Here is a 23,246-nt window from a genome sequence, read left to right on the forward strand (position 1 = left end):
AATGGATAATAAAATTGCAGTTATAGGTTTAGGTTATGTAGGCTTGCCATTGGCAAGATTATTTGCAACAAAGTATGCAGTTGTTGGTTTTGATATTAATAAGGCACGAATCGCTGAATTAAATTCGGGGCAGGACAGTACGCTTGAAGTGGATAGTGAAACACTTAAAGGAGTATTGGTAGCCAAAAATCACAACTCAAAAGGGTTGTATTGTTCTTCGGATTTAGAAGATATTAAAGATTGTAATTACTTTATTGTTACAGTGCCTACGCCTGTTGATAAACACAACAGACCGGATCTTACTCCTTTGTATAAAGCCAGTGAAACGGTGGGTAAAGTACTGAAAAAAGGAGATATTGTTATCTATGAGTCAACCGTATATCCCGGAGTAACGGAAGAAGAATGCGTACCGGTACTGGAAAAAGTGTCCGGACTGAAATTCAATGTGGATTTTTTTGCAGGCTATTCGCCGGAGCGTATTAACCCGGGAGATAAGGAACATACAGTAGAGAAAATCTTAAAGATAACCTCAGGATCTACTTTGGAAATCGGACAAAAAGTAGATGAACTATATAAAAACGTAATTATTGCCGGAACGCATCTGGCACCTACTATAAAGGTTGCAGAAGCAGCGAAAGTAATTGAAAACTCACAGCGTGATATCAACATTGCTTTTGTAAACGAACTGGCAAAGATTTTTAATATTCTGGAAATCGATACCCAGGCAGTTTTGACAGCAGCCGGAACAAAATGGAACTTTTTACCTTTCCGGCCGGGATTGGTTGGCGGACATTGTATTGGTGTAGATCCTTATTATTTAGCGCAAAAAGCACAGGAAAAAGGATACCACCCGGAAATTATCCTTGCCGGTCGCCGTTTGAACGACAGTATGGGCGAATATGTAGCCTCACAGGTGGTAAAACTGATGATTAAAAAAGGAATACAGGTAAACGGAGCCAAACTGTTAATGATGGGTATTACTTTCAAGGAAAACTGTCCTGATGTACGTAATACTAAGATTGTTGATGTTATAGCAGCTTTAGCCGATTATGGTATTGAAGTGAGTATATACGATCCTTGGGCGAATCCGGCTGAGGTGAAGCACGAATATGGATTGGTTACCAGCAATGAATTACCATCGCAGCAATTTGATGCAGTCGTTTTAGGAGTAGCGCATAAGGAGTTCTTAAATTCTAATCTGAATACTTTGCTAAAGGAAAACAGCCTGTTGTATGATGTGAAAGGAGTTCTGGAAGGTGAAGTGGATGGGAAGTTATAATTTTGTTAAACCTAATAGTTAAACAAATATATGATTACGACAAAAAGAGAATACAATTACTATCTAGAGCAGGATAGATTGGCTTCAAGTATCAATGGGAAAGGATTTTTGTATCAAATCAAGGCTTTTTTATTTCCCAATTATATTTGGAAGTTTATAAAACTTATGCGCAAATATGAATATCTTAAAAATTCCAATCAAGGACTGTTTGGAAAGATACAACTCATTTTTGTCAGGATAGCTTATAGGAGAATATCCCTTAAGTTAGGGTTTTCTATTCCGATAAATGTATTTGGACCAGGTTTGTCAATTCCACATTATGGAACTATAGTTATCAATCCGGCGACAAAGGTTGGGAAAAACTGTCGTTTACATGTTGGGGTCAATATTGGAGCAAGTTCGGGAAGTTCAAAAGCTCCTGAAATTGGCGACAATGTATATATAGGACCAGGGGTCATAATGTATGGGGATATAACCATAGTAAACAATATAACCATAGGAGCTAATTCAACCGTAAATAAGAGTTTTACTGAAGAAGGGGTTGTTATAGCAGGTTCCCCGGCTAAAATTGTTAATACTCAGTTTCCAGTATGGTGGAAAAATAATCGATTGTCCTTATAAAATAGCATTAGTTTTATTAATGAAGTTATATGGAGTCAGCTTCATAATAATTTAAATTTAAAAAGAAGAATGAAATTTATAAAGCATATTGAGTAATAACGAAGATCAAACTCTGTTTTTTGATTGTAATTTGTAAATAAAAGCGATGTTTTATCTTTTATTTAATAGGGATTATAAGTAGAGTTGTTGATGTAGAATTGTAATTAAAATTTATTAAATGTCAAATCGTATTAATGTTAAAACAAGTAATACTGAACAGGTTTTTTGGGTTGCATTAGGTAGTTTAAGTACCCTGGGGCTTTCTATTGTAAGTGCAGCAATTCTGTCAAGATATCTGGATAAAGCAGAATATGGGACTTATAAACAAATACTATATGTTTATACTACTTTATTAATTGTTTTTTCTGCAGGTTTACCAAGAGTATATGCTTATTTTTTACCTAGATATAACTTAAATGAAGGCAAGGCAATTGTATGGAAGATAAGTAAGGTGTTGTTTCTGGCAGGAGTGTTGTTTTCGGTTTTTTTATTTTTATTTTCAGGTTGCATTGCGGATCTTTTAAAAAATGAAAGATTAGAGTATGGATTGAAGGTGTTTTCGCCAATGCCAATGTTATTATTACCAACATTAGGTATTGAAGGTATCTTTTCGACCTATAAAAAAACTTTATTTTTAGCAATTTATAATACTCTTTCAAGATTATTGATGCTGGTTTTTATAGTTGTTCCTGTTATCTTGATTAATGCGAATTATATTATCGCAATTTATGGATGGTTAATAGCTTCATTGATAATATTTGTGATGACTTATTTTTTTAAAGGAATACCGTTCAAAGGGGTGGAATCGAAGGAAGCTAAATTGGAGCTTAAAGAGATTCTCGCATATAGTTTACCTCTCGTTTTCGCAAGTTTTTGGGGTATAGCTATTAAAGCAGCTGATGAATTTTATATCAGTCGTTTTTTTGGAGCAAATGTATTCGCCGAATTTTCGAATGGTTTTATCGAATTGCCTCTCGTATCTATGATAACAACAAGTACTTCAGTAGTTTTAATGCCTGTTTTTTCAAGGGTTATACATGAAAATAAGGGCGTTGAAGAATTAGTAGTTACATGGAAAAGCGTGTTAAACAAATCTGCAATGATTATCTATCCGATAGTTGTTTTTTTTATGTTTTTTTCTACGCAGGTAATGGTTATAATGTACTCTGATGTTTATTTTGAGTCCGGAAAATATTTCAGAATTAATATGATACTTAATTTTTTTAATATAATAATTTTCTTTCCATTAATGTTATCATTAGGAGCGACTAAATTTTATTCCGGATTACATGCCTTTATTGCAATTTTAGCTTGGATTGGCGGATACTTAATCATGATCATTTTTAATAACCCAATTTCACTCGCAATTTTTTCGGTATCATTATCAATATTAAAAGTGATGATTGCTTTAGTATATGTGAGTAAAAGATTAGAGATCAAAGTATATGAACTATTTCCTGTTTTTCAGATGCTCAAAATAATACTGCATACATGTCTTGTTATGTTTACAGTGACTTTTTTTCTTAAGATTGTAGTCATTGAGAATAGTTTAATGCATCTTATTGTGGCAGGACTATTGTATGCGATGTTAGTTTTAATGACAGGGCGTTTTTTGAAATTGAATTATTTAGAATTTTTATATCCATTAATAAATAAAATTAAAAAAAATGGTTAATAGATTTCCTTGTAGTGGAGGATTCAGAGTCTTAAATTTTTTAGTCAAAAAATCTTTAGGATTGATAGGGGATATTCTTGTTATGGTTTCTTTTACTTCAATTATTAATGGTTAATTACTATTGAAAAAATATATATGATTAAAAAGGTACTATAGAATTGTATCTATCTCATAAAAATTACAAACAATGATTTTGAAACTTATATTTATAATGTGTTTTATGAATATGATTTACTAAGTATATCTGATAACAATAATCTTTAAAAAATGAAAATAACCTTAATTGCTGGGGCAAGGCCAAATTTTATGAAAATTGCTCCTATAATACATGCTATTCAGAATGCACAAAAAAAAGGAAAAGATATCTCATTCCGATTAGTGCATACAGGGCAGCATTTTGATGAAAAAATGAGTGCTACTTTTTTTAGAGAGCTTAATATTCCGCAACCTGATGTTAATTTAGAATGTGGAGGAGGTAGTCAGGCAGAACAAACGGCAGCTATTATGATTGCTTTTGAAAAAGAACTGTTAATTAACCCTGTTGATTTGGTTTTGGTGGTTGGTGATGTGACATCAACAATGGCCTGTAGTATTGTTGCTAAAAAAGTAAATATAAAAGTCGCTCATGTTGAAGCAGGAATTCGCTCTTTTGATTTAACCATGCCGGAAGAAATAAATCGTATGGTTACAGATAGTATTACAGATTATTTTTTTACTACATCGGAAATTGCTAATACTAATTTGAGAAAATTGGGAGTTTCAGAAGAAGCAATTTTTTTTGTAGGTAATGTAATGATAGATACTTTGTTGGTAAATAAACCTCGCTTTTTACCTCCCTCAGTTTTTACAACCTTGGGGCTACAGAAAGATAATTATCTGGTTATGACTTTACATCGCCCTGCCAATGTAGATGAAGGTGAAAAATTAAGAGAGCTAATAGTAACTATTGTTAATAATGTTGCTGGATTACCGGTTTTGTTTCCAATACATCCAAGAACAGCCAAAATTTTTAGTGATTTAGGAATACAAGCTGAGAATCTTTTTATAATAGACCCTTTGGGTTATTTAGAATTCAATTATTTGGTTGCAAATGCCAAAGCAGTAATAACTGACTCAGGAGGAATCACTGAAGAAACAACCGTTATGGGTATTCCATGTATTACTTTAAGAGATAACACAGAGCGACCTGAAACAATTACTATAGGTACTAATGAATTGGTAGGCACTAACCCATCCGCCTTACTTCCGGTATTATCACAATTGCTAAATGGAAAGTGGAAAAAAGGAGGAATTCCTGAAAAATGGGATGGAATGGCAGCAGAAAGGATAGTTGAATGTCTTTTAAATTTGCAGTAAGTCACTGGTTTTAAGTTTTTTTAATAACTCTGATAAGATTTTAATATTTGTAAAACTTTGAAAAAATGAATATGACGATTGGCGAGAGTGTAAATTGTTTAGATTTAATAATAGAGTTTAAATGAGTACTAAGCAAAAAGCGTGGAGTGTAAAAGAAAATAATTTAGATAAATTTATTAAAATTGTTTTTTTTATAGTTAGTCCTATTTTCGGTTTTTTATATTCTTTAAAAAATATAAAAACCAAATCTTCGTATGTTATTTTCTTTCTAACTGCAATCTGTTTTGGTATTAGTTTTACTGTAGAAAGGCAAAGTGGGAATGAGAATGATTTTGATAGTTTTTTTTACAGGGAAGAATTTGAGTCTTTTCAAAGTGTAGATTATTTAGAATATATAGATGGTTTAAAAGATTTTTTAAGTTTTGATGAAGGAAGAAAAGATTATTATTATGAAACGATAGCTTTTTTTGTTTCTAGATTTACAAATAACTATCATTATTTGTTTGCTGTTTTTGCTATAGTTTTTTCTTTTTTTGCATTAAAAACGTTTCGGTTTTTAACGGAAGAGGAGAATTTTAAAAATAACTTATCGTCTTATATTCTCGCTTATATATTTTTAACAAATCAGATTTTTAATATCAATGGAGTTCGGTTTTGGACAGCAGCTTGGGTTGCCGTTTTTATAGTATTTCAGGTTTTTAGAAATAAAAAATATCAATATTTATTATTGATGGCACTACTTCCATTTATGCATGGCTCGTATTGGATATTTATTTTTGTTGTTTTTGTTTATATATTATTGAGTAGATTTTATAGGATTTTTATTGCTTTATTTTTCTTCAGTTTTATTTTTTCTTCAATATCGTTACAATTAGCAAAAGACAGTACAAGTTTTTTACCGGTTTTTCTTGCGAAATTAATAGATTCTTATACCAGTGCTGAAACGATTGAGAAGGTAAGTGCACAGGGGACAGGTTTTTTTTGGATAGCTAAGATTTTCAAAACCGTATCATTTACTTATATGAATTTACTAGTGTATTTGTTTATAAGGAATGAAAAATTAATTAAAGAAAACTTTAAAACGGAAAGTCTTTATAAATTTTTATTAGTATTAGTAACTTTTGCAAATTTTACGATGAGTATTCCGTCTTTAGGAGGAAGATTCTTTTTATTGTCTTACCCAATAATAGCTTATATATGGCTAATCAATTTTGGAAAGAACAGGTATAAATATATACTCTACTTTTTTCCTCTGGCATTCTTTTTCAATATTTATGAACAGCTTATTTTATATTTAAAGGTTACGGGTGTGTATTTCTATATTTCAAGTCCATTTTATATTGTTTATGAATATTTGTTTTAGAAGTGTATTTTTTAAGCTTGTTAATAATTGTAGATCACATAATTGAGAAATAAATAAAGACTTCTTTTATGTGTATTTAAAATGAAAGGATTTTGATGTAAAATGTTTTAATAAAAATGAAAAATAAAAAAATTATAATTATTGCAAGTGCTATTTTTCCATTTCAATCTCCAAGAGCTAATAGGGCGACAGAGCTAGCCAAAGAGTTTGGTAAACAAGGACATGATGTGACTATCTATGGAGTATTAGGGGATTATGATTATTCAGTGTTTGAAGCTAAAAATAATGTCAAAGTTAAAAACATTGAAAAAATGACTTTTGCAACTTTGAATAGCGATAATTCTGGTAAAGAGACTTTTCTAAATAAAATTTTAAGACGTTTATTAGGACGTTGGCTAGAGTTTCCAAATATTGAGTTCATGTTTAAGATGACTAAAATTCTTAAAAAAGAAAAAGGGACAGATATGTTGATATCCATCGCATATCCGCATCCTATTCATTGGGGATGTGCATTGGCAAAAGCGCGAATGGGAGTTAAGTTTCCTAAACTGTGGGTGGCAGATTGTGGAGACCCTTATATGGGGAATCCAATTGAAACACCGGTTTTTTATTTTAAATATATTGAGAAGTGGTTTTGTCGGAATGTAGATTATATTACGATTCCGATAGAAGAAGGTAGATCTGCATATTATTCTGATTTTAGAGATAAAATTAAAGTCATTCCACAAGGTTTTGATTTTGATTTAGTGCGCATAGATTCAAAAGAGCCTAATAATGAAGTGCCTACATTTATTTATTCAGGTGTTTTTTATCAGGGGGTTAGAGACCCTAGAGTGTTTCTGGATTATCTTTCTAAGGTGTTAATTAATTTTAAATTTATCATTTATACACAATCAAAAGATATATTGGAACCCTATAAAAGTAAATTAGGAGAAAAACTTATTATAAAAGATTATGTAACCAGAGAGGAATTATTAGTAGAATTGGCTAAAGCTGATTTTTTAGTAAACTTTGAAAATGGAAATGCAGTACAGTCTCCCAGTAAGTTGATTGACTATGCTTTAGCAAAAAGACCCATAATGTCAGTATCGTCTTTTGCAATTGATGAAGATAATATTGAGAGGTTTCTGAAAGGTGATTACAGCGGAAAGTTAGAAGTGCATAATATTGATCAATATGATATCAGAAACGTAGCGGATAAGTTTATTTCGCTTAGTTCCGGTGATTTATTAAAGTAGTCTTTAGGATTATATTATAGTGTAAAAATAATAATAATGTGTGGTATATATATAACTAACATTCCTTATGAAAAGGAAGAAGTGTTGGACAAACTTAACTTAATAAAGTTTAGAGGACCTGATAATTTAGGGTACTTAAAAGAAGGGAATATTTCTTTAGGTCATCTAAGATTGGCCATTGTCGATTTGGATGTTCGTTCAAATCAGCCATTTTTTTATGATAAATATATTATCGTTTTTAATGGGGAAATATATAATTTTCAGGATATCAGGGATGAATTGAAAACTTTAGGCTACTCTTTTGAAACGACTGGTGATACAGAAGTTTTAGTAAAGGGATATGTAGCATGGGGTAAAGATCTTTTACCAAAGATTAATGGAATGTTTGCATTTGCGATTTATGATATTGAAAATGAAAAAGTTTTTTGTGCAAGAGACCGACTTGGTGTAAAGCCATTTTATTATTATTGGAAAGATGGTTTTTTTGAAATTTGTAGCCAATTAAAACCTCTAATGAATTCAGAGAGTGTAGTATCGGATGAAGCGATTTCAATTTATTTAGATTGTGGTTATGTGCCTTCTCCCTATTCAATTTTGAAAAATGTATTCAAGTTAAGTCCTGGGAAATTTATCGAAGTTGATTTAGTGGCCCAATCAATGAGTATTTCCGAATATTGGAATTTGGAACCAGTTACGGCTAGAGATATTTCGTATGAGGATGCTAAAGAAGAATTACACAAACTATTGATTGATGCCGTAAGAATAAGGATGGATTCAGATGTTCCATTAGGGACGTTTCTTTCAGGGGGGATAGATTCAGCGTTGGTTACTGCTATTGCGTCTAAAATATCTGCAGAAAAGATAAATACATTTACTATTGGCTTTAATGATCCGAAGTTTGATGAAAGTAAAATAGCAGAAGAGTTTTCAAAAATTTTAGATACAAATCATAAAACTACATTTTGTAATGCAAATGATGCATTAAAATTACTGCCGAAATTTCAAGAAGTTTATGATGAACCTTTTGCTGATAGTTCAGCTCTGCCTTCATTGTTATTGAATTCAGTTACAAAAAAAGGAGTTACAGTCGCTTTATCTGGTGATGGTGGAGATGAAAGTTTTTTAGGATATAACTATTTTGAAAGCATCAGAAAAGCTACAGTTTTTTTTAGAATCCCCTACTTTATTAGAAGTTTACTGGGGCTTTTAATAATAAATAAAAAATCAAAATTTAAAGAGTGGCTTTTAATCAGGAATATTGACGATTTTATAGTAAGGGTTTTTGTTTCAGTGAATAGTTTGAATTTAGTGAAGAATGATTCATGGATAAATAGATATTACTCAATATTTAAAAAATTATCCTCAAATGAAATGCAAAGAGCTGCTGATCTAAATATTAAACTTTGGTTAGAAAATGATAGTAATGTTAAGGTTGATAGAGCGAGCATGGCTTATGCCGTAGAAGTTAGAAGTCCTTTTTTAGATTATAGAATAATTGAATTCGCTAGAAAGTTACCGGTAAGTTTTAGATATAAAAAAGCACTGAGAAAAAAGATTTTGAGAGATATATTGGAAGAGTATATACCTAGTTCCGTTTTTAATCAGCCCAAAAGAGGATTTTCTATACCATTAGATGATTGGATTAAAAATGACCTAAAAGATGATATCTTAAATTGTTTGAATGATTCATTTTTGAATAACGTACCTAATCTGGATGTTGAAAAATTCAAAAAACAATTGTATAGTCATATGGAAGGTAAGGAGATTAATGGAACCAACATCTGGAAGTTATATATGCTTGCGAAATGGTCTGAGTATAATAATATTAGTCTGTGTTCAAAAACTAATTAGGTCGTATTAGTATTTTTTATTGTTGTTGCTTATCAATGGATAAGGAATACACTGTTTTTATAAGTGAAAGAATATTGATTATCCTTGATTACTGATGCTTCCTGTTCGAAATTTTTATGAAATATGAAAATCAAAATGCATGGAAATTATCATTCGTGCCATTACGGATCGTCAGACTCGAAATCAAAAATTAAATTAAAATAAAGAAAGGGTCTTATTATGGAAAAAAAGAGAGTCGTTTTTGTAGCGGCTTCTACTCAGGGTGGCGGTGCCGAAAGAATGCAAATCAATATCATGCATTCTCTTTCTGTTGAAAAATACGATGTCTTTTTTGTGAATACCAGCATTGAGCCTAAGCCTCAAAGTTTGAAACCACACATTAAATATATTCAATACGATAAAAGCCATGCTAAAAATGCATATCGTTTGTTGTCTAAAGATTTAAAGCATATTAATCCGCATTATATTTTTACCACATCCATTGTTGTTGCGTATTTGTTACAGATCATACGTATGATGTCCAGGCTTAAATCCAGGTTGATTGTTCGTATTGCTGTACCACCATCGGAATTGTCACATGGAGGATTAAAATCGTCAGTTCTCAGTATGATTAATTCGTTTACTCTTAAGCATGCAGACCTTATTATTGCTCAGACCGAATTTTCGAAAACAGATGTTGCCAGACACTACAAAGTACCACTGACAAAAATAAAAGTAATCAGAAATATTGTTGATCAATCGTTATTGGACGAAAGTGGAGATCTGTATTTTCCGGGTGAATTTATTAGCGGGAATTATAACATAGTAGCTGCGGGAGCCTTATATTCTGTAAAAGGATTTGATCTTTTAATTCATGCTATGAAAGAAGTGGTAAAGCACAATATAGCGACCCGTTTATATATTTTAGGTGATGAGCGATATGAGACGGGATACAAAGCCCAATTGCTGAATATGATAAAAGATAATCAATTAACAAATCATGTTTTTTTATTAGGTCATCAATCGAATCCTTATCCGTATTATAAAAATGCCGATTTGTTTGTATTGTCTTCACGTAAAGAAGGTTTTCCTAATGTTGTTTTAGAAGCATTATATTATGGAATCCCGGTTGTTGCAACCAATTGTGTGGATTTTTCGGAGGTCATCAATAATGGCGTAAATGGATACATTGTTCCTAAAGATTCGGTAAATGATTTATCGGAAGGGATAATTATGGCTATAGATCATTTGAAAAAGACTACTACTAACAAGATTGTTAATTATAATTACGAGCAAATTTTTAGCTGATGCATTTAGTTTCTATTATTATTCCGACCTATAAACCCGGAGATTATATATATCAATGCTTCGAGTCGCTTTCTGTTCAGACTTGCGGCAATTCTGTATTTGAGGTTGTAGTTGTCTTAAATGGGGAAAGAGAGCCTTATTATGATAATATAGCGTCAGCGCTGAAAAAGCACAATTTTAATTACAAGCTGTTCTATACAGATATCCCCGGGGTATCAAATGCAAGAAATATAGCGCTTGATTATGTCGCAAACAGCAATACATCGTATGTTGCCTTTTTGGATGATGACGACAGATTAAGTCCGTCTTTTGTAGAAGAATGCTTAAAAAAGGCACAACCAGATGTCATTGTGGTATCCAATACCAAAACCTTTGTTGAAAACACAGATGAAAAGCTCGGTGATGATTATCTCTCCAGTTGTTTTAAAAAAAATCAGGGAAAAAAATATAATATCATAAATTACAGGAGTTTTCTATCAACAGTATGCGCGAAACTCATTCCGTTATCTGTTATCGGAAAAACCAGATTTGATACGCATTTTGCTATCGGTGAAGATTCCTTATTTGGTTTTGAAATATCCGGCAGCATAAATGAAATGAGCCTGGCAGACGAAAAAGCTGTTTATTTGAGAGGTTTACGGCCATTATCGGCAAGCAGAAAAAAACAAAAAAAAGTACCCCGTATTTTATGCAGCTTAGGCTTGTGTAAAAAGTACTCACAGGTTTATTTTACGCATTGGAGACAGTACAGTTTCAAGTTTTATATAACGAGAATTTTAGCTGAAATGCAATATATTTTTAAAACCCTTATCCATTAATAATAACCGACTTAAAGCAAATAAATAATGAAATATACTTTTGAAGTTATTACATCTCCCGATATTTTGTGGGATAAAATGGCCTCATGCTATGACCATACTGTATTTAAGTCCAAAAACTGGGCGAATTTTCTGAAGGAGTTCTATAATGTGGCTCCGTTTGTTGTTTCTGTATCTGAAAAAGATAAAGAGATAGGCTATTTTTATGGACATAAAATAAAGAAGTTAGGCGTTCAGATAGTGGCGTCGCCTTTTGAGGGTTGGTCAACATCTTATCAGGGTTTATCAATGTTGAAAGAGATAGCGGTGAATCAAAGATTGGATATTTATGAAGAATTAATAGCATGGTTGTTTAAGAACAAGCACTGTCGTTATTTTCAGGTTTCTGATTGGCAATTGGAAGTTGCGGAGTGCCTGCATCGTAATTTTACTATTGAATTGCAGAAAGGTTATGTGCTGGATCTTACAAAAGATAAGGAAGAGCTTTATAAAAATATGAGTTACAGCAGTGTGCGTTATTCAATTAATAAATCCAGAAAAAAGGGAGTAGAAGTAAAGGAAATTTCGGATGTAAACGAATATGCTCACGAATATTATAAACAGTTGAAAGAGGTTTTTCAGAAACAAGGTTTAACGCCTACCCATTCTATGGAGCAAACCAGGACAATGTTGCAGCATACCTTTTCTGAGAATATGATTGCTCTTTATGCCGTTAATCCTGAAGGAGAATGTCTGGCTTCAGCATTTTTTCCTTATGCTGGTAATTATGGGTTCTTTTCAGGAGGAGCAAGCTACCAATCGGCACAGAGTTACTGTCCTAATGAATTAATCATGTGGAGTGCTATAGAAATGTTGAAGGATAAGGGCGTGAAATATATGGAATTCGGTGGAGGGCGCCGTTATAAAGAAAAGTACGGTCCTACGCCTTATGTCAAACCAAAAATTATTGCGTCGAGCCTGCCCTGGCTTATTCCTGCCAAGTCATTTGCCAAATCAGCATTTTATACTGTTAGAAAAATTGGAGCATTGCTTAAAGGTAGAAGAGTCAATGAAGGTGTATAATAATATTAAATGATGAGAAAAATGATTTCTTTAATGTATCATGATGTATATGAATATACAGTTCAGGAAAGTGGTTTTCAAACATCACCAGCCAATAAATATAAAATTTCAAAAGAGGAATTTGCAAAACAAATTCAAAGTATATCCAAATATTGTAGTGATAGAAATATTTTAAAAGAAAATATAATGCTCACCTTTGATGATGGAGGGTCTTCTTTTTATTCAATAATAGCGCCGATTTTAAAAGAATATGGTTTTAAGGGATATTTCTTTATTAGCACCGCATTTATTAATACTAAAGGATTTTTAACATCAGATCAGGTGATTTCGCTGCATGAAGAAGGACATTTTATAGGAGCACATTCTCATACACATCCGGGTATGTTAAATAAATTGCCGTTAGTAGAATTGGAAGAGGAGTGGTCCGTTTCAATTAAAATATTAAATGATCTGTTAAAGACTAAAACCACACATGTATCGATTCCTGGCGGTTCCTTTTCTAAGGAAATGGGAAATATACTTGCTAACAAGGGAATTGAATCGATATTCATATCACAGCCTACTAATAAAATAGAGTTTATTAGTGATAATTGTCGCACTATAGGAAGATTCGCAATTTATAACAATACAAAGGTTACGGAAGTTGAAGATTTATTGAAAACTATTTCGTTAACACGTTTAAGACAGATTGTGAAATGGAAAAGTTTAATTCTGTTTAAGTATTTATTAGGGACAAATTATTTAAGGATTCGGAAATTTTTATTGAAATCATAAAGAGCATGAAAATTTTATACTTACATCAATATTTTAAATTTCCAAGTGAAAATGGAGGGACACGTTCCTATGATCTGGCTACTGGATTTGCAGAAAAGGGATATGAAATCGAAATAGTGACATCCACTTCAGATCCGGAATATAACCAGGCGAAACGTTGGGTAAAGTTGCAAAAAGATGGTTTAATAGTACATTACATCTATTTGCCGTATGGAAATCACTTATCTTATTTTAAAAGGAGTCTGGTTTTCTTTCAGTTTCTTTGGTTTGCATCGTTTAAGCTGTTGGCAATAAAAACCGATTTAGTTTTAGCGACTTCTACACCTTTGTCTATAGGTATTCCTGCTTTGATAAAAAAGTGGATAACTAAAACACCATTTGTTTTTGAAGCAAGAGATGTGTGGCCGGAAGCTGTTATTGCAATAGGAGCAATAAAAAATATTTATTTGCAGAAACTATTGTACCAACTGGAAAGAATAATTTATAAAAATGCAGCTGCAATTGTTCCCCTATCGGTTGATATGAAGAAATCCATTGTCGATAGATATCCGCAATTTAAAACGAAGCCTATTGAAATTATAGAGAACATTTCTGAAATCAGACGCTTTCAAAACAGCCATAATCAGGACAAATCATTATTGAAAGAAAAAATAGGGTTTGTACCCCGATTTACGGTTTTATATGCCGGAACTTTCGGTCGTGTGAATGGAATAGGTTATGTTGTAAAATTAGCCAAAGAAGTAATAACAATAGATCCCACAGTTGTTTTTGTATTAATTGGTGCCGGGGCAGAAAAAGAAATGATCACACAGTTAGCTTTAGATGAGGGCGTTTTGAATAAAAATGTTTTTATACTTGATCCGGTTTCCAAACAAGAGTTGCCACAACTGTATTATGAATGCAATATGGGAAGTTCTTTTGTGATACCAGTGAAAGAATTGTGGGCCAATTCGGCCAATAAATTTTTTGATACTTTGGCGGCAGGAAAACCGATATTGATTAATCATCCCGGATGGCAGAAAGATAAGATCGAATCTGAGGACATAGGTTATGTACTTCCGGAAAAAATTGACAAATTTGCAGCTCATGATTTTGTAAACTACACTCAGAATGTTGCGCTGATTCAGAAGCAATCCATCAGGGCTTTTGAAGTTGCTAAAGGTAGCTATTCATTGGAAATAGCAGTTGAAAAGTATATCGGGGTTTTTAATAAGATATTATAATGTATAAAAATTATTGTAAACGATTTTTTGATTTTACCGTTGCATTATTCGGTTGTATACTACTATTTCCCATTTTTGTAGTTGCAACGATTTGCCTCTATTTTGCTAATCAGGGCAAACCTTTTTTCTTTCAGGTCAGACCCGGGAAAAAGGAAAAACTTTTTAAAATCATTAAGTTTAAGACTATGAATGATAAGAAAGATGCTAATGGGGATTTATTACCGGATTCGGAACGTTTAACAAAAGTTGGAAGTTTTGTGCGTAAAACATCTATCGATGAGATTCCTCAGCTAATCAATGTTTTAAAAGGCGATATGAGCTTAATAGGGCCACGACCGTTATTGCCGGCGTATTTGCCATTATATAACGAGATGCAAAAACAACGGCATGATGTTCGGCCAGGTATAACCGGTTGGGCACAGGTTAATGGCAGAAATGCAATCAGTTGGCAGCAAAAATTTGAATATGATGTTTTCTATGTAAATAATATTAGCTTTATGAACGATATGAAAATTATATTTTTAACTGTTAAAAAAGTTGTCGTGAGAGAAGGAATAGCTGCAGAAGGTATGGCAACAACAGAAGCGTTTAAAGGGAATTAAAACTAAACTATGAAAAATATAGCAATTATAGGAGCCGGAGGATTTGGTCGGGAAGTAAAAATGCTTATTGACGATATCAATTCTAGAGGAGCAAAGTATAATTTCATCGGTTTTTACGATGATGGATTAGAAAAAGGGACAGTAGTGAATAATCATATTGTTTTGGGAGGAATAGATGATTTGAATAAGACTGATAAAAAACTTTGTGTTGCATTAGGGATAGGTGATCCTAATTTGAAATCAAAAATTATCAGTAGAATTACAAATCCGGATATTGAATTTCCTGAAATGATTCATCCTAGTGTTTTAATAGGGAAGGATGAAGTGTCTATAGGAAAAGGAACGATAATTTGTGCAGGAACAATTATTACCTGTAATATCCTTATTAAGGAGTTTGTCACACTTAACCTTATGTGTACTGTTGGGCATGATACACAGATAGGCTCTTTTGCCTCTTTTATGCCTTCAGTTAATATTTCGGGTGAAGTTAAAATAGAGGATAAGGTATATGTTGGAACGGGAGCAAAAATTATCAATCAGCTTGAAATAGGCACAGGGACAATTATTGGGGCTGGTGCCGTAGTTTCAAAATCATTGCCTGCAAAATGCACTGCTGTTGGAATACCGGCTAAACCAATTAAATTTCATGAATAATTATAGGATTAGGTAACAGATTGGCATTTAACCGAAAAATATGACTTTATGCTAATGAAACGTTTGTTTGATGTTGTTTTAGCGATACTGCTATTAATGATTGGTTTGTTATTGATGGTTGTTGTATGGTTATTGTCAGCTATAGCAACAAAATCAAACGGGCTTTTTTTTCAAAAAAGAATCGGACAGTTCGGGAAAACCTTTACTATAATAAAATTCAGAACGATGCGTTCTATTGCCTTAAGAGATCCGGTATCGGGCGAATATGTGAATAGAGCAATTATTCCTCCGGTATGTGCTGCGCTTCGGAAATATAAGCTTGATGAATTACCACAATTAATCAATATAATCTGCGGAGATATGAGTTTTGTTGGTCCGAGACCCGATTTACCGGGATATTATGATCAATTAGAAGGAGAAGAGCGAAAAATATTACAATTAAAACCAGGTGTGACCTGTGAAGCAAGTATTAAATACGCTGACGAGGAAAATCTTTTAAAGAAACAGAAGAATCCTGAACAATATAATGATGAGGTAATTTTTCCGGATAAGGTAAAAATGAATCTGGAGTATTATTATAAACGGAGCTTTTTTGGGGATATAAAAATATTATTTAACACTCTGTTTAGTTTTTGTTAAATTTACAACATTGTTTAGTGACTGATAAATAGCAGGCAGGCACTAAACTATTTTGGATATATAGCTGCGATTTGTTTACATTGAAAAAAGAATAGTTACTTTTGCATTTAATAAAAGCTGTAAATTAAAATTTTAGATAATGAATTCGAAGATTTGGCTTTCTTCACCTCACATGGGAGGTACAGAGCAACAATATATAAATGAAGCTTTTGAAAGTAACTGGATAGCGCCTTTGGGACCGAATGTTACAGGCTTTGAAAATTCATTACAATCCTATTTGGCAAACAATGTTGAGGTAGCGGCATTAAGTTCCGGTACAGCAGCGTTGCATTTGTCTTTAATATTATTAGGAGTAGGACAGGGAGATGAAGTGATTTGCCAGTCAATGACTTTTTCTGCATCAGCAAACCCGATAGCTTATCAGGGTGCGACTCCCGTTTTTATTGATAGCGAACCGGATACCTGGAATATGTGTCCTGTAGCTTTAGAAAAGGCAATTATTGACAGAATCTCGTTAGGTAAAACCCCTAAGGCGATTATTGCGGTACATCTATACGGTATGCCGTATAAAGTTGATGAAATAAATAAAATAGCACAACAATATAATATTCCGGTTATTGAAGACAGTGCAGAAGCATTGGGAAGTACTTATAAAGGCGTTTCCTGTGGAACTTTCGGTGAGTTTGGTATCTTGTCTTTTAACGGAAATAAAATCATTACAACCTCCGGTGGCGGAGCATTAGCCGTTAAAAATGCCGAACTAAAAAAGAAAGCCGTATTTTTAGCAACGCAGGCGAGAGATGAAGCACCACATTATCAGCACAGTGTTATTGGATATAATTATAGAATGAGCAATATTTGTGCTGGAATTGGCAGAGGGCAGATGGAAGTATTGGATGATCATGTACAACTGCGTAGAAAAGTCAATCAGTACTATGTGACATACTTCGGGAATATTGAAGGGGTGAGCGTATTACAGGAACCAAATTCGGATTATTTTTCGAATCATTGGTTAACCGCGATATATTTGGATCCGAAAATTCACGGCGAAAAATCGGCTGAAGATTTACGTTTGTTATTTGAAGAAAATAATATTGAAAGCAGACCGCTTTGGAAACCAATGCATTTACAACCGGTTTTTGAAGGAACACCTTATTATGGAGAGACGGTTGCTGAGAATTTATTTAAAAACGGATTGTGTTTGCCGTCAGGTTCTAATTTAACTGAAGCAGAAATGGAAAGAATTGGAACGGTTCTTGATACGTTCTTCCAGTTGAAATTGAAACACACTTTCACATATTAGTTTTATCAGGATAATTATTTTTATAATGAATAATAATACATTTAAACTTGAAAAATAGTATTTTTCGTAGGCTATATTCGAATTTGGAACAGGCTTCAACTACCTTTAGAGATGACTTTTCCTTACAAAGTTTGCGCTATTTACCAAGATGGATTGTCTTATTTATAGATATTTCTGTAGTGATTATTGCGTCCATAATGAGTTACTTTCTTTTGGACGGACTTGGTATTCAGTTTAAGTTAGTATTAAATAAAGACAAGTTTATATATGTTGTAAGTGTTTACTTCTCGGTTACGATTTTCTTCTTTTGGTTATTCCGCACTTATTCCGGAATTATAAGGCACTCCACTTTTATAGACGGTATTCGCTTGTTTTTTGCGCAATCGTCTACTTTTCTGGTAATGTTTTTTATAAATGTATATTTTGAACAGGCAATAGGTGATAAATTATTCCTGAATACCCGTTTGTTCATCAATATCATTATCTCATTTATGGGGTTGTTTTTATACCGTATTGTGGTAAAACAATTCTTTGAACATTATCTTACAGAATCTAAAAACAATAAACTGGAAAGAGCACTGATTTATGGTGATGGATTCAATGCAACGGCATTAGCCAATGCGTTACGATCAGAGCGCCCGGCCAGATTTAAACTGTTAGGATTTGTAGATTCAGACCGATCCAATACTACAAAAAGGATTTTAGATTTACCCATTTTTATCGTTAAGAAAAAGATTCCGGTGCTCCTGCGTTCGGTTGGTGCGAATGCTTTAATAATCGCAACAAACAGTCTGAAAGAAGACCTGATGATGGAGCTTATCGATGAATGTCTGGAATATGGATTTAAAGTATATACCATTCCTGTAGTTGCCGACTGGTCTGACGCGAAAGACATCTCTAAAAAAGTAAAATCAATTCAGATTGAAGACCTTTTGGAAAGAAAACCGATTCAGTTGGACAATACCTCAATTGGAAATGAATTGAGCAATAAAACCGTTTTAATTACCGGAGCAGCAGGATCAATCGGTAGTGAGATTGTTAATCAGGTCATTGCTTTTTCTCCTAAAAAAGTTATTCTGATCGATCAGGCAGAAACGCCTTTATATCATCTGACTCTTGAACTGAATAAGAAAACGACGGCAACCAATATTTTTCCTTATGTGGCCGATATCCGGAACAGAAAGGAAATAGAAACCATATTTGCGAAACATAATCCCGATATCGTATTTCATGCGGCTGCCTATAAACACGTTCCTATGATGGAAGATCACCCTATTCAGGCTGTGTATACCAATGTTATGGGAACCCGGAATCTGGCAGACTTGTCGGTAGCATACAAAACGTCAAAGTTTGTGATGGTTTCCACAGATAAAGCTGTAAATCCAAGTAATGTTATGGGAGCCAGTAAGCGTATTGCAGAGAAATATGTGCAGACGCTTAATTATCATTTGCATAATAATGGACTAAAAGAAACTAAGTTTATTACAACCCGATTTGGGAATGTATTAGGATCTAACGGTTCTGTAGTGCCTTTGTTTAAACAGCAAATAGCAAATGGCGGACCAATAACAATAACACATCCTAAAATCATCCGTTATTTTATGACCATTCCGGAAGCCTGTCAATTAGTATTGGAAGCCGGAGCAATGGGAAGTGGTGGTGAGATTTATATTTTCGATATGGGAAAACCGGTAAAAATTATCGATCTGGCCCGTAAAATGATCAGGATGGCTGGTTTACAGCCGGACAAGGACATCAAAATTGAAATTGTAGGTTTACGTCCCGGTGAAAAATTATACGAAGAGCTGTTGAATGATTCTTCAAAAACATTGCCAACCCATCATGAAAAAATAATGGTGGCAGTTGAAGTAACCGATACATTTGAAGATATTTCTCAGGCAATAAATATATTAATTCAATTGGCTGAAGAGGGACATGAGATGTCAAAAATTGTGATGCAGATGAAAACAATTGTCCCGGAGTTTATCAGTTTGAATTCGGCGTTTTCGACCTTAGATGTTAATTAAAAAATCAAAAGCATATCTTTGCGCAAATTTTATTATTATGAATATTTTTCCTCGCTTTTTCTGTTTACTGTCAGTAATAACGGTACTTTTCTTGTCGTCATGTGCGCAAAAAAAAGACATTGTTTATTATCAGAATATTGACCAGTTCGCAACGGGAACAGCTTCTGCTTCTTTTGAGCCAAAATTGCAGCCTGATGATTTATTAATGATTGTTGTTTCCGCTGAAAACCCTGAAGCTGCAGCCCCATTTAATCTGTATGCGGTAACAGTACAGAGTAGTCTTGAAACAGCAGCAAGTCAGCCCCGCTTGCAAACATATTTAGTAGATTCTAAAGGAGAGATTTCTTTCCCGGTTATCGGTAATATAAAATTGGGTGGCTTGACAAGAAGTGAGGCGATGGCAAAATTAAAAGAACTATTGGAGGTATATATTAAAAATCCAACGGTTAATATGAGAATCCTGAACTATAAGATTACGATTCAGGGTGAAGTAACCAGACCGGGTACATATCCAATACAGTCGGAACGGATTACACTATTGGAAGCAGTTAGTATGGCCGGTGATTTAACAGTTTACGGAAAACGTAATAATATATTGGTGTTAAGAGAAATGGATGGAAAAGTGACTTCAACCAGAGTAGATTTAACGAATTCAAATTTTATAAACTCTCCGTTTTATTACCTGAAACAAAATGATGTAGTATATGTGGAGCCTAATAAAACAAAAGTCAACTCTTCTGTTATCGGACCAAATATTACGGTTGCGATTTCAGCAATCTCCCTATTAATAACGATAATTGCTTTAACCACAAGATAGATATAGATGAATCAGGAATTTAATAATTTTGAAGAGCAAAACGAAAATAACTTCTCTATTCGTGAACAGATTGATAAATACTTAATCCATTGGCGTTGGTTTGTACTGGGGGTAATTCTTTCATTAGTAGCAGCATTTCTGTATTTGCGTTATTACACATCGCCCAGTTATAAAGCTGTTTCAACTATACTTGTAAAAGATGATAAAAAAGGAGGTATTGCTTCTGAGCTGGCAGCGTTTTCAGATATTGGAATGCTAACTGGGGCAAAAAGCAGTGTCGATAATGAAGTGGAGATTTTAAAATCCAGAACATTAGTTGAAAACGTTATACAAAGATTAGATCTAAACGTATTCTATATCGCTGAAGGAAGAGTTAAGTCTTCTTTTTTATATAAAGAATCTCCAATTGAAATTGTGTTTACAAATAAAAGCAAAGATTTTTATTTGCGAAATTTTACTTATACAATAGAAAATAAAAGCAATAAACGTTTCTTCATCTACGATGACAAAGAAAATAAATTAGGCGAATATTCTTATGGTAGTGAAGTAAAAACCAAATTCGGAACTTTAATTGTTAATAAAAAATTAGAAAACCTGATAGATGCTGAAGGTAAAAGCAATAGTAATAATCCTTTCGTTGTTCATGTTAAAATAGTTTCCTTGTCGAAAGTTACTGAAAATTTTAAATCAAAATTGATAGTAAATCCGTTAAGTAAGAATACCAGTGTTATCGAATTATCGCTAACCGATCCTGTAAAAGAAAGAGCGGAGGATTTTTTAAATGCTTTAGTGAGAATATATAATGAAGATGCTATAGCAGACAAAAACTTTATCTCTGAAAATACATCCCGATTTATTTCACAGCGTTTAGAATTGATTACGGATGAGTTGGACGGTGTTGAAAAAAATGTGGAAGGTTATAAGAAGCAAAATAAAATTACGGATATTACTTCAGAAGCAGGATTGTTTTTGGAAAATGCCAGCCAATATGAAAAGAATGTTGTAGAAACGGAAACGCGGCTTAAGGTTGTGGCTTCTATGAAGGAATTCTTGAAAAACAGTAAAACGGGAGATCTGCTTCCGAATAATATAACCTCCGATGCAAATACTTCCACCTCTATTGATGAGTACAATAAATTGGTTTTGGAACGCAATCGTATTTTAAAGAGCTCTACGCCAAATAACCCGGTTGTGATTTCATTGGATGAAAAAATTGTTTCGCTGAAAGCTGGAGTTGATGAAAGTTTGTCAAGAATGCAATCGGCTCTGATGATCAAAAAAACAGATTTGGACAGACAGGAAGGTTTACTGGGTGGTCGTATTTCACAGATTCCGAGACAGGAAAGAGAATTCCGAATTTTACAACGCCAACAGCAAATCAAAGAGTCTCTTTATCTTTATTTATTGCAGAAAAGAGAAGAAACAGCTATTTCACTGGCTGTAACAGCACCCAATGCAAAAGTTGTTGATGCTGCAAATGCATCTGATATTCCTGTTTCTCCAAAGAAAAGTATTATTTATTTAGGGGCATTAATTATAGGATTATTACTGCCATTTGGAGTTATCTATTTTATTGATTTACTCGATACCAAAGTAAAAACGAGACAAGATATCGAGGAACGAATCAAAGCGCCGTTTTTGGGTGATATCCCGCAATCACTTTCTGCTAATGAGTTAATTAATGCCACCAGCAGAAGTGGTGCTGCAGAAGCCTTGCGAATCGCCAAAACAAACCTGGAGTTTATGTTGAATCATGTTCCGGACGGACAAGCCAAAACTATTTTTCTAACCTCTACTTTCCCTAAAGAAGGTAAAACATTTGTGACGGCTAATATGGCAGCTACAATTGCACTATCAGGAAAAAAAGTATTGTTAATCGGTATGGATATCCGTAATCCAAGATTGGATGATTATATTCCAATACCAGCAAAAGGACTAACAAATTACCTCTCTACAAAAGATGATTCTATCAAGAATTATATAATTAAGCATGAAGGGTTTGAAGAGTTCTATGTACTGCCTTCAGGAGTTATTCCTCCTAATCCTGCTGAGTTACTGATGAGTAAAAAAGTCAATTCTCTTTTTGAGGAACTTAAGAAAGAATACGATTATATTATTGTAGATACTGCTCCGGTTAGCTTAGTGACGGATACCATGTTGGTTGCTCATCTGGCAGATGTATTTATATATGTAGTGAGAGCAAATTATCTGGATAAACGTATGTTAGGTGTGCCGCAAATCATCTATAAAGAAAAGAAATTGCCAAACATGTGTATGTTGTTAAATGATACAGATACAACTAAAGGCTATGGTTATGGCTATGGTTATGGTGCAGATGTTGAAGACGATAGACCTTGGTGGAGAAAACTGTTAAGCAGATAGACCTGCTGAATTTTAATAAAAAAAGCCCTTATTAATAAGGGCTTTTTTTATTGAAAGTGTCCCGTCCTGAAATAAGTTGACACAAAATCGACTTATTATGAAAGACACAACAACAAGGCCAATTAAGCGTACTCAAAAGGATTATAATATGGCTTTTAAATTAGCTGTAGTTTCCCGAGTTGAACAAGGCGAAATGACCTATAAACAGGCTCAAACTGTTTACGGTATCCAAGGCA

At 33.3% G+C, this 23,246-nt stretch carries 19 protein-coding genes and 1 pseudogene; all 20 read left to right on the forward strand.

Translation table 11 applies throughout. From position 1 onward, the window contains the following. Position 1: 1 nt before the first annotated feature. Entirely contained in the window at positions 2 to 1,279 is a 1,278-nt protein-coding gene (locus BGO42_RS10985) for a nucleotide sugar dehydrogenase (protein ID WP_273246386.1), read from the forward strand. 30 nt (positions 1,280 to 1,309) lie between these two features. Then, positions 1,310 to 1,900 carry a serine O-acetyltransferase gene (locus BGO42_RS10990; protein ID WP_273246385.1) on the forward strand — a complete coding sequence of 197 codons (591 nt, stop codon included), beginning with the start codon at positions 1,310 to 1,312 and terminating at the stop codon, positions 1,898 to 1,900. Between the two features lie 217 nt (positions 1,901 to 2,117). Beyond that, positions 2,118 to 3,614 carry an oligosaccharide flippase family protein gene (locus tag BGO42_RS10995; RefSeq protein ID WP_273246384.1) on the forward strand — a complete coding sequence of 499 codons (1,497 nt, stop codon included), beginning with the start codon at positions 2,118 to 2,120 and terminating at the stop codon, positions 3,612 to 3,614. Positions 3,615 to 3,881: 267 nt separating this feature from the next. Further along, positions 3,882 to 4,970, forward strand: coding sequence for a non-hydrolyzing UDP-N-acetylglucosamine 2-epimerase (gene wecB, locus BGO42_RS11000; protein ID WP_177732565.1), 1,089 nt, complete (start codon positions 3,882 to 3,884; stop codon positions 4,968 to 4,970). A 121-nt stretch (positions 4,971 to 5,091) separates the two neighbouring features. Beyond that, the gene (locus tag BGO42_RS11005) at positions 5,092 to 6,333 is read left to right on the forward strand and encodes an EpsG family protein (protein WP_273246383.1); all 1,242 of its coding nucleotides are present in this window, start codon (positions 5,092 to 5,094) and stop codon (positions 6,331 to 6,333) included. Between the two features lie 116 nt (positions 6,334 to 6,449). After that, positions 6,450 to 7,571 (forward strand): glycosyltransferase, encoded by a 1,122-nt coding sequence (locus BGO42_RS11010; protein WP_273246382.1) that lies wholly within the window; start codon positions 6,450 to 6,452, stop codon positions 7,569 to 7,571. 36 nt (positions 7,572 to 7,607) lie between these two features. Next, on the forward strand, positions 7,608 to 9,422 hold the full coding sequence (gene asnB, locus BGO42_RS11015; RefSeq protein WP_273246381.1) for an asparagine synthase (glutamine-hydrolyzing): 1,815 nt from the start codon (positions 7,608 to 7,610) through the stop codon (positions 9,420 to 9,422). A gap of 219 nt (positions 9,423 to 9,641) precedes the next feature. Continuing rightward, positions 9,642 to 10,709 (forward strand): glycosyltransferase, encoded by a 1,068-nt coding sequence (locus BGO42_RS11020; protein WP_273246380.1) that lies wholly within the window; start codon positions 9,642 to 9,644, stop codon positions 10,707 to 10,709. Then, the gene (locus BGO42_RS11025) at positions 10,709 to 11,527 is read left to right on the forward strand and encodes a glycosyltransferase family A protein (RefSeq protein ID WP_273246379.1); all 819 of its coding nucleotides are present in this window, start codon (positions 10,709 to 10,711) and stop codon (positions 11,525 to 11,527) included. The genes BGO42_RS11020 and BGO42_RS11025 overlap by 1 nt, the downstream gene beginning before the upstream one ends. A 27-nt stretch (positions 11,528 to 11,554) precedes the next feature. Continuing rightward, entirely contained in the window at positions 11,555 to 12,589 is a 1,035-nt protein-coding gene (locus BGO42_RS11030) for a GNAT family N-acetyltransferase (protein ID WP_273246378.1), read from the forward strand. A 9-nt stretch (positions 12,590 to 12,598) separates the two neighbouring features. Next, positions 12,599 to 13,363: a polysaccharide deacetylase family protein gene (locus BGO42_RS11035; RefSeq protein WP_177732584.1), complete on the forward strand. Its 765-nt coding sequence runs from the start codon at positions 12,599 to 12,601 to the stop codon at positions 13,361 to 13,363. Between the two features lie 5 nt (positions 13,364 to 13,368). Beyond that, a complete protein-coding gene (locus BGO42_RS11040) occupies positions 13,369 to 14,586 on the forward strand; it encodes a glycosyltransferase family 4 protein (protein WP_273246377.1) in 1,218 nt (405 codons plus the stop codon). After that, the gene (locus BGO42_RS11045) at positions 14,586 to 15,188 is read left to right on the forward strand and encodes a sugar transferase (protein WP_273246376.1); all 603 of its coding nucleotides are present in this window, start codon (positions 14,586 to 14,588) and stop codon (positions 15,186 to 15,188) included. The genes BGO42_RS11040 and BGO42_RS11045 overlap by 1 nt, the downstream gene beginning before the upstream one ends. A gap of 9 nt (positions 15,189 to 15,197) precedes the next feature. Beyond that, positions 15,198 to 15,842, forward strand: a complete 645-nt coding sequence (locus BGO42_RS11050) for an acetyltransferase (RefSeq protein ID WP_273246375.1) — start codon at positions 15,198 to 15,200, stop codon at positions 15,840 to 15,842. Positions 15,843 to 15,896: 54 nt separating this feature from the next. Next, positions 15,897 to 16,481 (forward strand): sugar transferase, encoded by a 585-nt coding sequence (locus BGO42_RS11055; RefSeq protein ID WP_353681430.1) that lies wholly within the window; start codon positions 15,897 to 15,899, stop codon positions 16,479 to 16,481. Positions 16,482 to 16,620: 139 nt separating this feature from the next. Then, positions 16,621 to 17,784: a DegT/DnrJ/EryC1/StrS family aminotransferase gene (locus tag BGO42_RS11060; RefSeq protein ID WP_273246373.1), complete on the forward strand. Its 1,164-nt coding sequence runs from the start codon at positions 16,621 to 16,623 to the stop codon at positions 17,782 to 17,784. Between the two features lie 197 nt (positions 17,785 to 17,981). Further along, a complete protein-coding gene (locus BGO42_RS11065; RefSeq protein WP_273246372.1) occupies positions 17,982 to 19,811 on the forward strand; it encodes a polysaccharide biosynthesis protein in 1,830 nt (609 codons plus the stop codon). Between the two features lie 37 nt (positions 19,812 to 19,848). Beyond that, complete coding sequence (locus tag BGO42_RS11070; protein ID WP_177732606.1) at positions 19,849 to 20,628, forward strand: polysaccharide biosynthesis/export family protein; 780 nt, start codon at positions 19,849 to 19,851, stop codon at positions 20,626 to 20,628. 6 nt (positions 20,629 to 20,634) lie between these two features. Next, positions 20,635 to 23,010 (forward strand): GumC family protein, encoded by a 2,376-nt coding sequence (locus BGO42_RS11075; RefSeq protein WP_177732609.1) that lies wholly within the window; start codon positions 20,635 to 20,637, stop codon positions 23,008 to 23,010. A 97-nt stretch (positions 23,011 to 23,107) separates the two neighbouring features. Next, positions 23,108 to 23,246: pseudogene (locus BGO42_RS11080) on the forward strand (IS3 family transposase); the annotation flags it as partial.

It is taken from the genome of Flavobacterium sp. 40-81, assembly GCF_001898245.1.
Taxonomy (GTDB): domain Bacteria; phylum Bacteroidota; class Bacteroidia; order Flavobacteriales; family Flavobacteriaceae; genus Flavobacterium; species Flavobacterium inviolabile.

What these genes read in the sequence shown, in the direction of transcription:
- BGO42_RS10985 (WP_273246386.1), top strand. Translation starts at nt 2, where the DNA reads ATGGATAATAAAATTGCAGTTATAGGTTTAGGTTATGTAGGCTTGCCA.
- BGO42_RS10990 (WP_273246385.1), top strand. Translation starts at nt 1,310, where the DNA reads ATGATTACGACAAAAAGAGAATACAATTACTATCTAGAGCAGGATAGA.
- BGO42_RS10995 (WP_273246384.1), top strand. Translation starts at nt 2,118, where the DNA reads ATGTCAAATCGTATTAATGTTAAAACAAGTAATACTGAACAGGTTTTT.
- wecB (WP_177732565.1), top strand. Translation starts at nt 3,882, where the DNA reads ATGAAAATAACCTTAATTGCTGGGGCAAGGCCAAATTTTATGAAAATT.
- BGO42_RS11005 (WP_273246383.1), top strand. Translation starts at nt 5,092, where the DNA reads ATGAGTACTAAGCAAAAAGCGTGGAGTGTAAAAGAAAATAATTTAGAT.
- BGO42_RS11010 (WP_273246382.1), top strand. Translation starts at nt 6,450, where the DNA reads ATGAAAAATAAAAAAATTATAATTATTGCAAGTGCTATTTTTCCATTT.
- asnB (WP_273246381.1), top strand. Translation starts at nt 7,608, where the DNA reads ATGTGTGGTATATATATAACTAACATTCCTTATGAAAAGGAAGAAGTG.
- BGO42_RS11020 (WP_273246380.1), top strand. Translation starts at nt 9,642, where the DNA reads ATGGAAAAAAAGAGAGTCGTTTTTGTAGCGGCTTCTACTCAGGGTGGC.
- BGO42_RS11025 (WP_273246379.1), top strand. Translation starts at nt 10,709, where the DNA reads ATGCATTTAGTTTCTATTATTATTCCGACCTATAAACCCGGAGATTAT.
- BGO42_RS11030 (WP_273246378.1), top strand. Translation starts at nt 11,555, where the DNA reads ATGAAATATACTTTTGAAGTTATTACATCTCCCGATATTTTGTGGGAT.
- BGO42_RS11035 (WP_177732584.1), top strand. Translation starts at nt 12,599, where the DNA reads ATGATGAGAAAAATGATTTCTTTAATGTATCATGATGTATATGAATAT.
- BGO42_RS11040 (WP_273246377.1), top strand. Translation starts at nt 13,369, where the DNA reads ATGAAAATTTTATACTTACATCAATATTTTAAATTTCCAAGTGAAAAT.
- BGO42_RS11045 (WP_273246376.1), top strand. Translation starts at nt 14,586, where the DNA reads ATGTATAAAAATTATTGTAAACGATTTTTTGATTTTACCGTTGCATTA.
- BGO42_RS11050 (WP_273246375.1), top strand. Translation starts at nt 15,198, where the DNA reads ATGAAAAATATAGCAATTATAGGAGCCGGAGGATTTGGTCGGGAAGTA.
- BGO42_RS11055 (WP_353681430.1), top strand. Translation starts at nt 15,897, where the DNA reads ATGAAACGTTTGTTTGATGTTGTTTTAGCGATACTGCTATTAATGATT.
- BGO42_RS11060 (WP_273246373.1), top strand. Translation starts at nt 16,621, where the DNA reads ATGAATTCGAAGATTTGGCTTTCTTCACCTCACATGGGAGGTACAGAG.
- BGO42_RS11065 (WP_273246372.1), top strand. Translation starts at nt 17,982, where the DNA reads ATGAGTTACTTTCTTTTGGACGGACTTGGTATTCAGTTTAAGTTAGTA.
- BGO42_RS11070 (WP_177732606.1), top strand. Translation starts at nt 19,849, where the DNA reads ATGAATATTTTTCCTCGCTTTTTCTGTTTACTGTCAGTAATAACGGTA.
- BGO42_RS11075 (WP_177732609.1), top strand. Translation starts at nt 20,635, where the DNA reads ATGAATCAGGAATTTAATAATTTTGAAGAGCAAAACGAAAATAACTTC.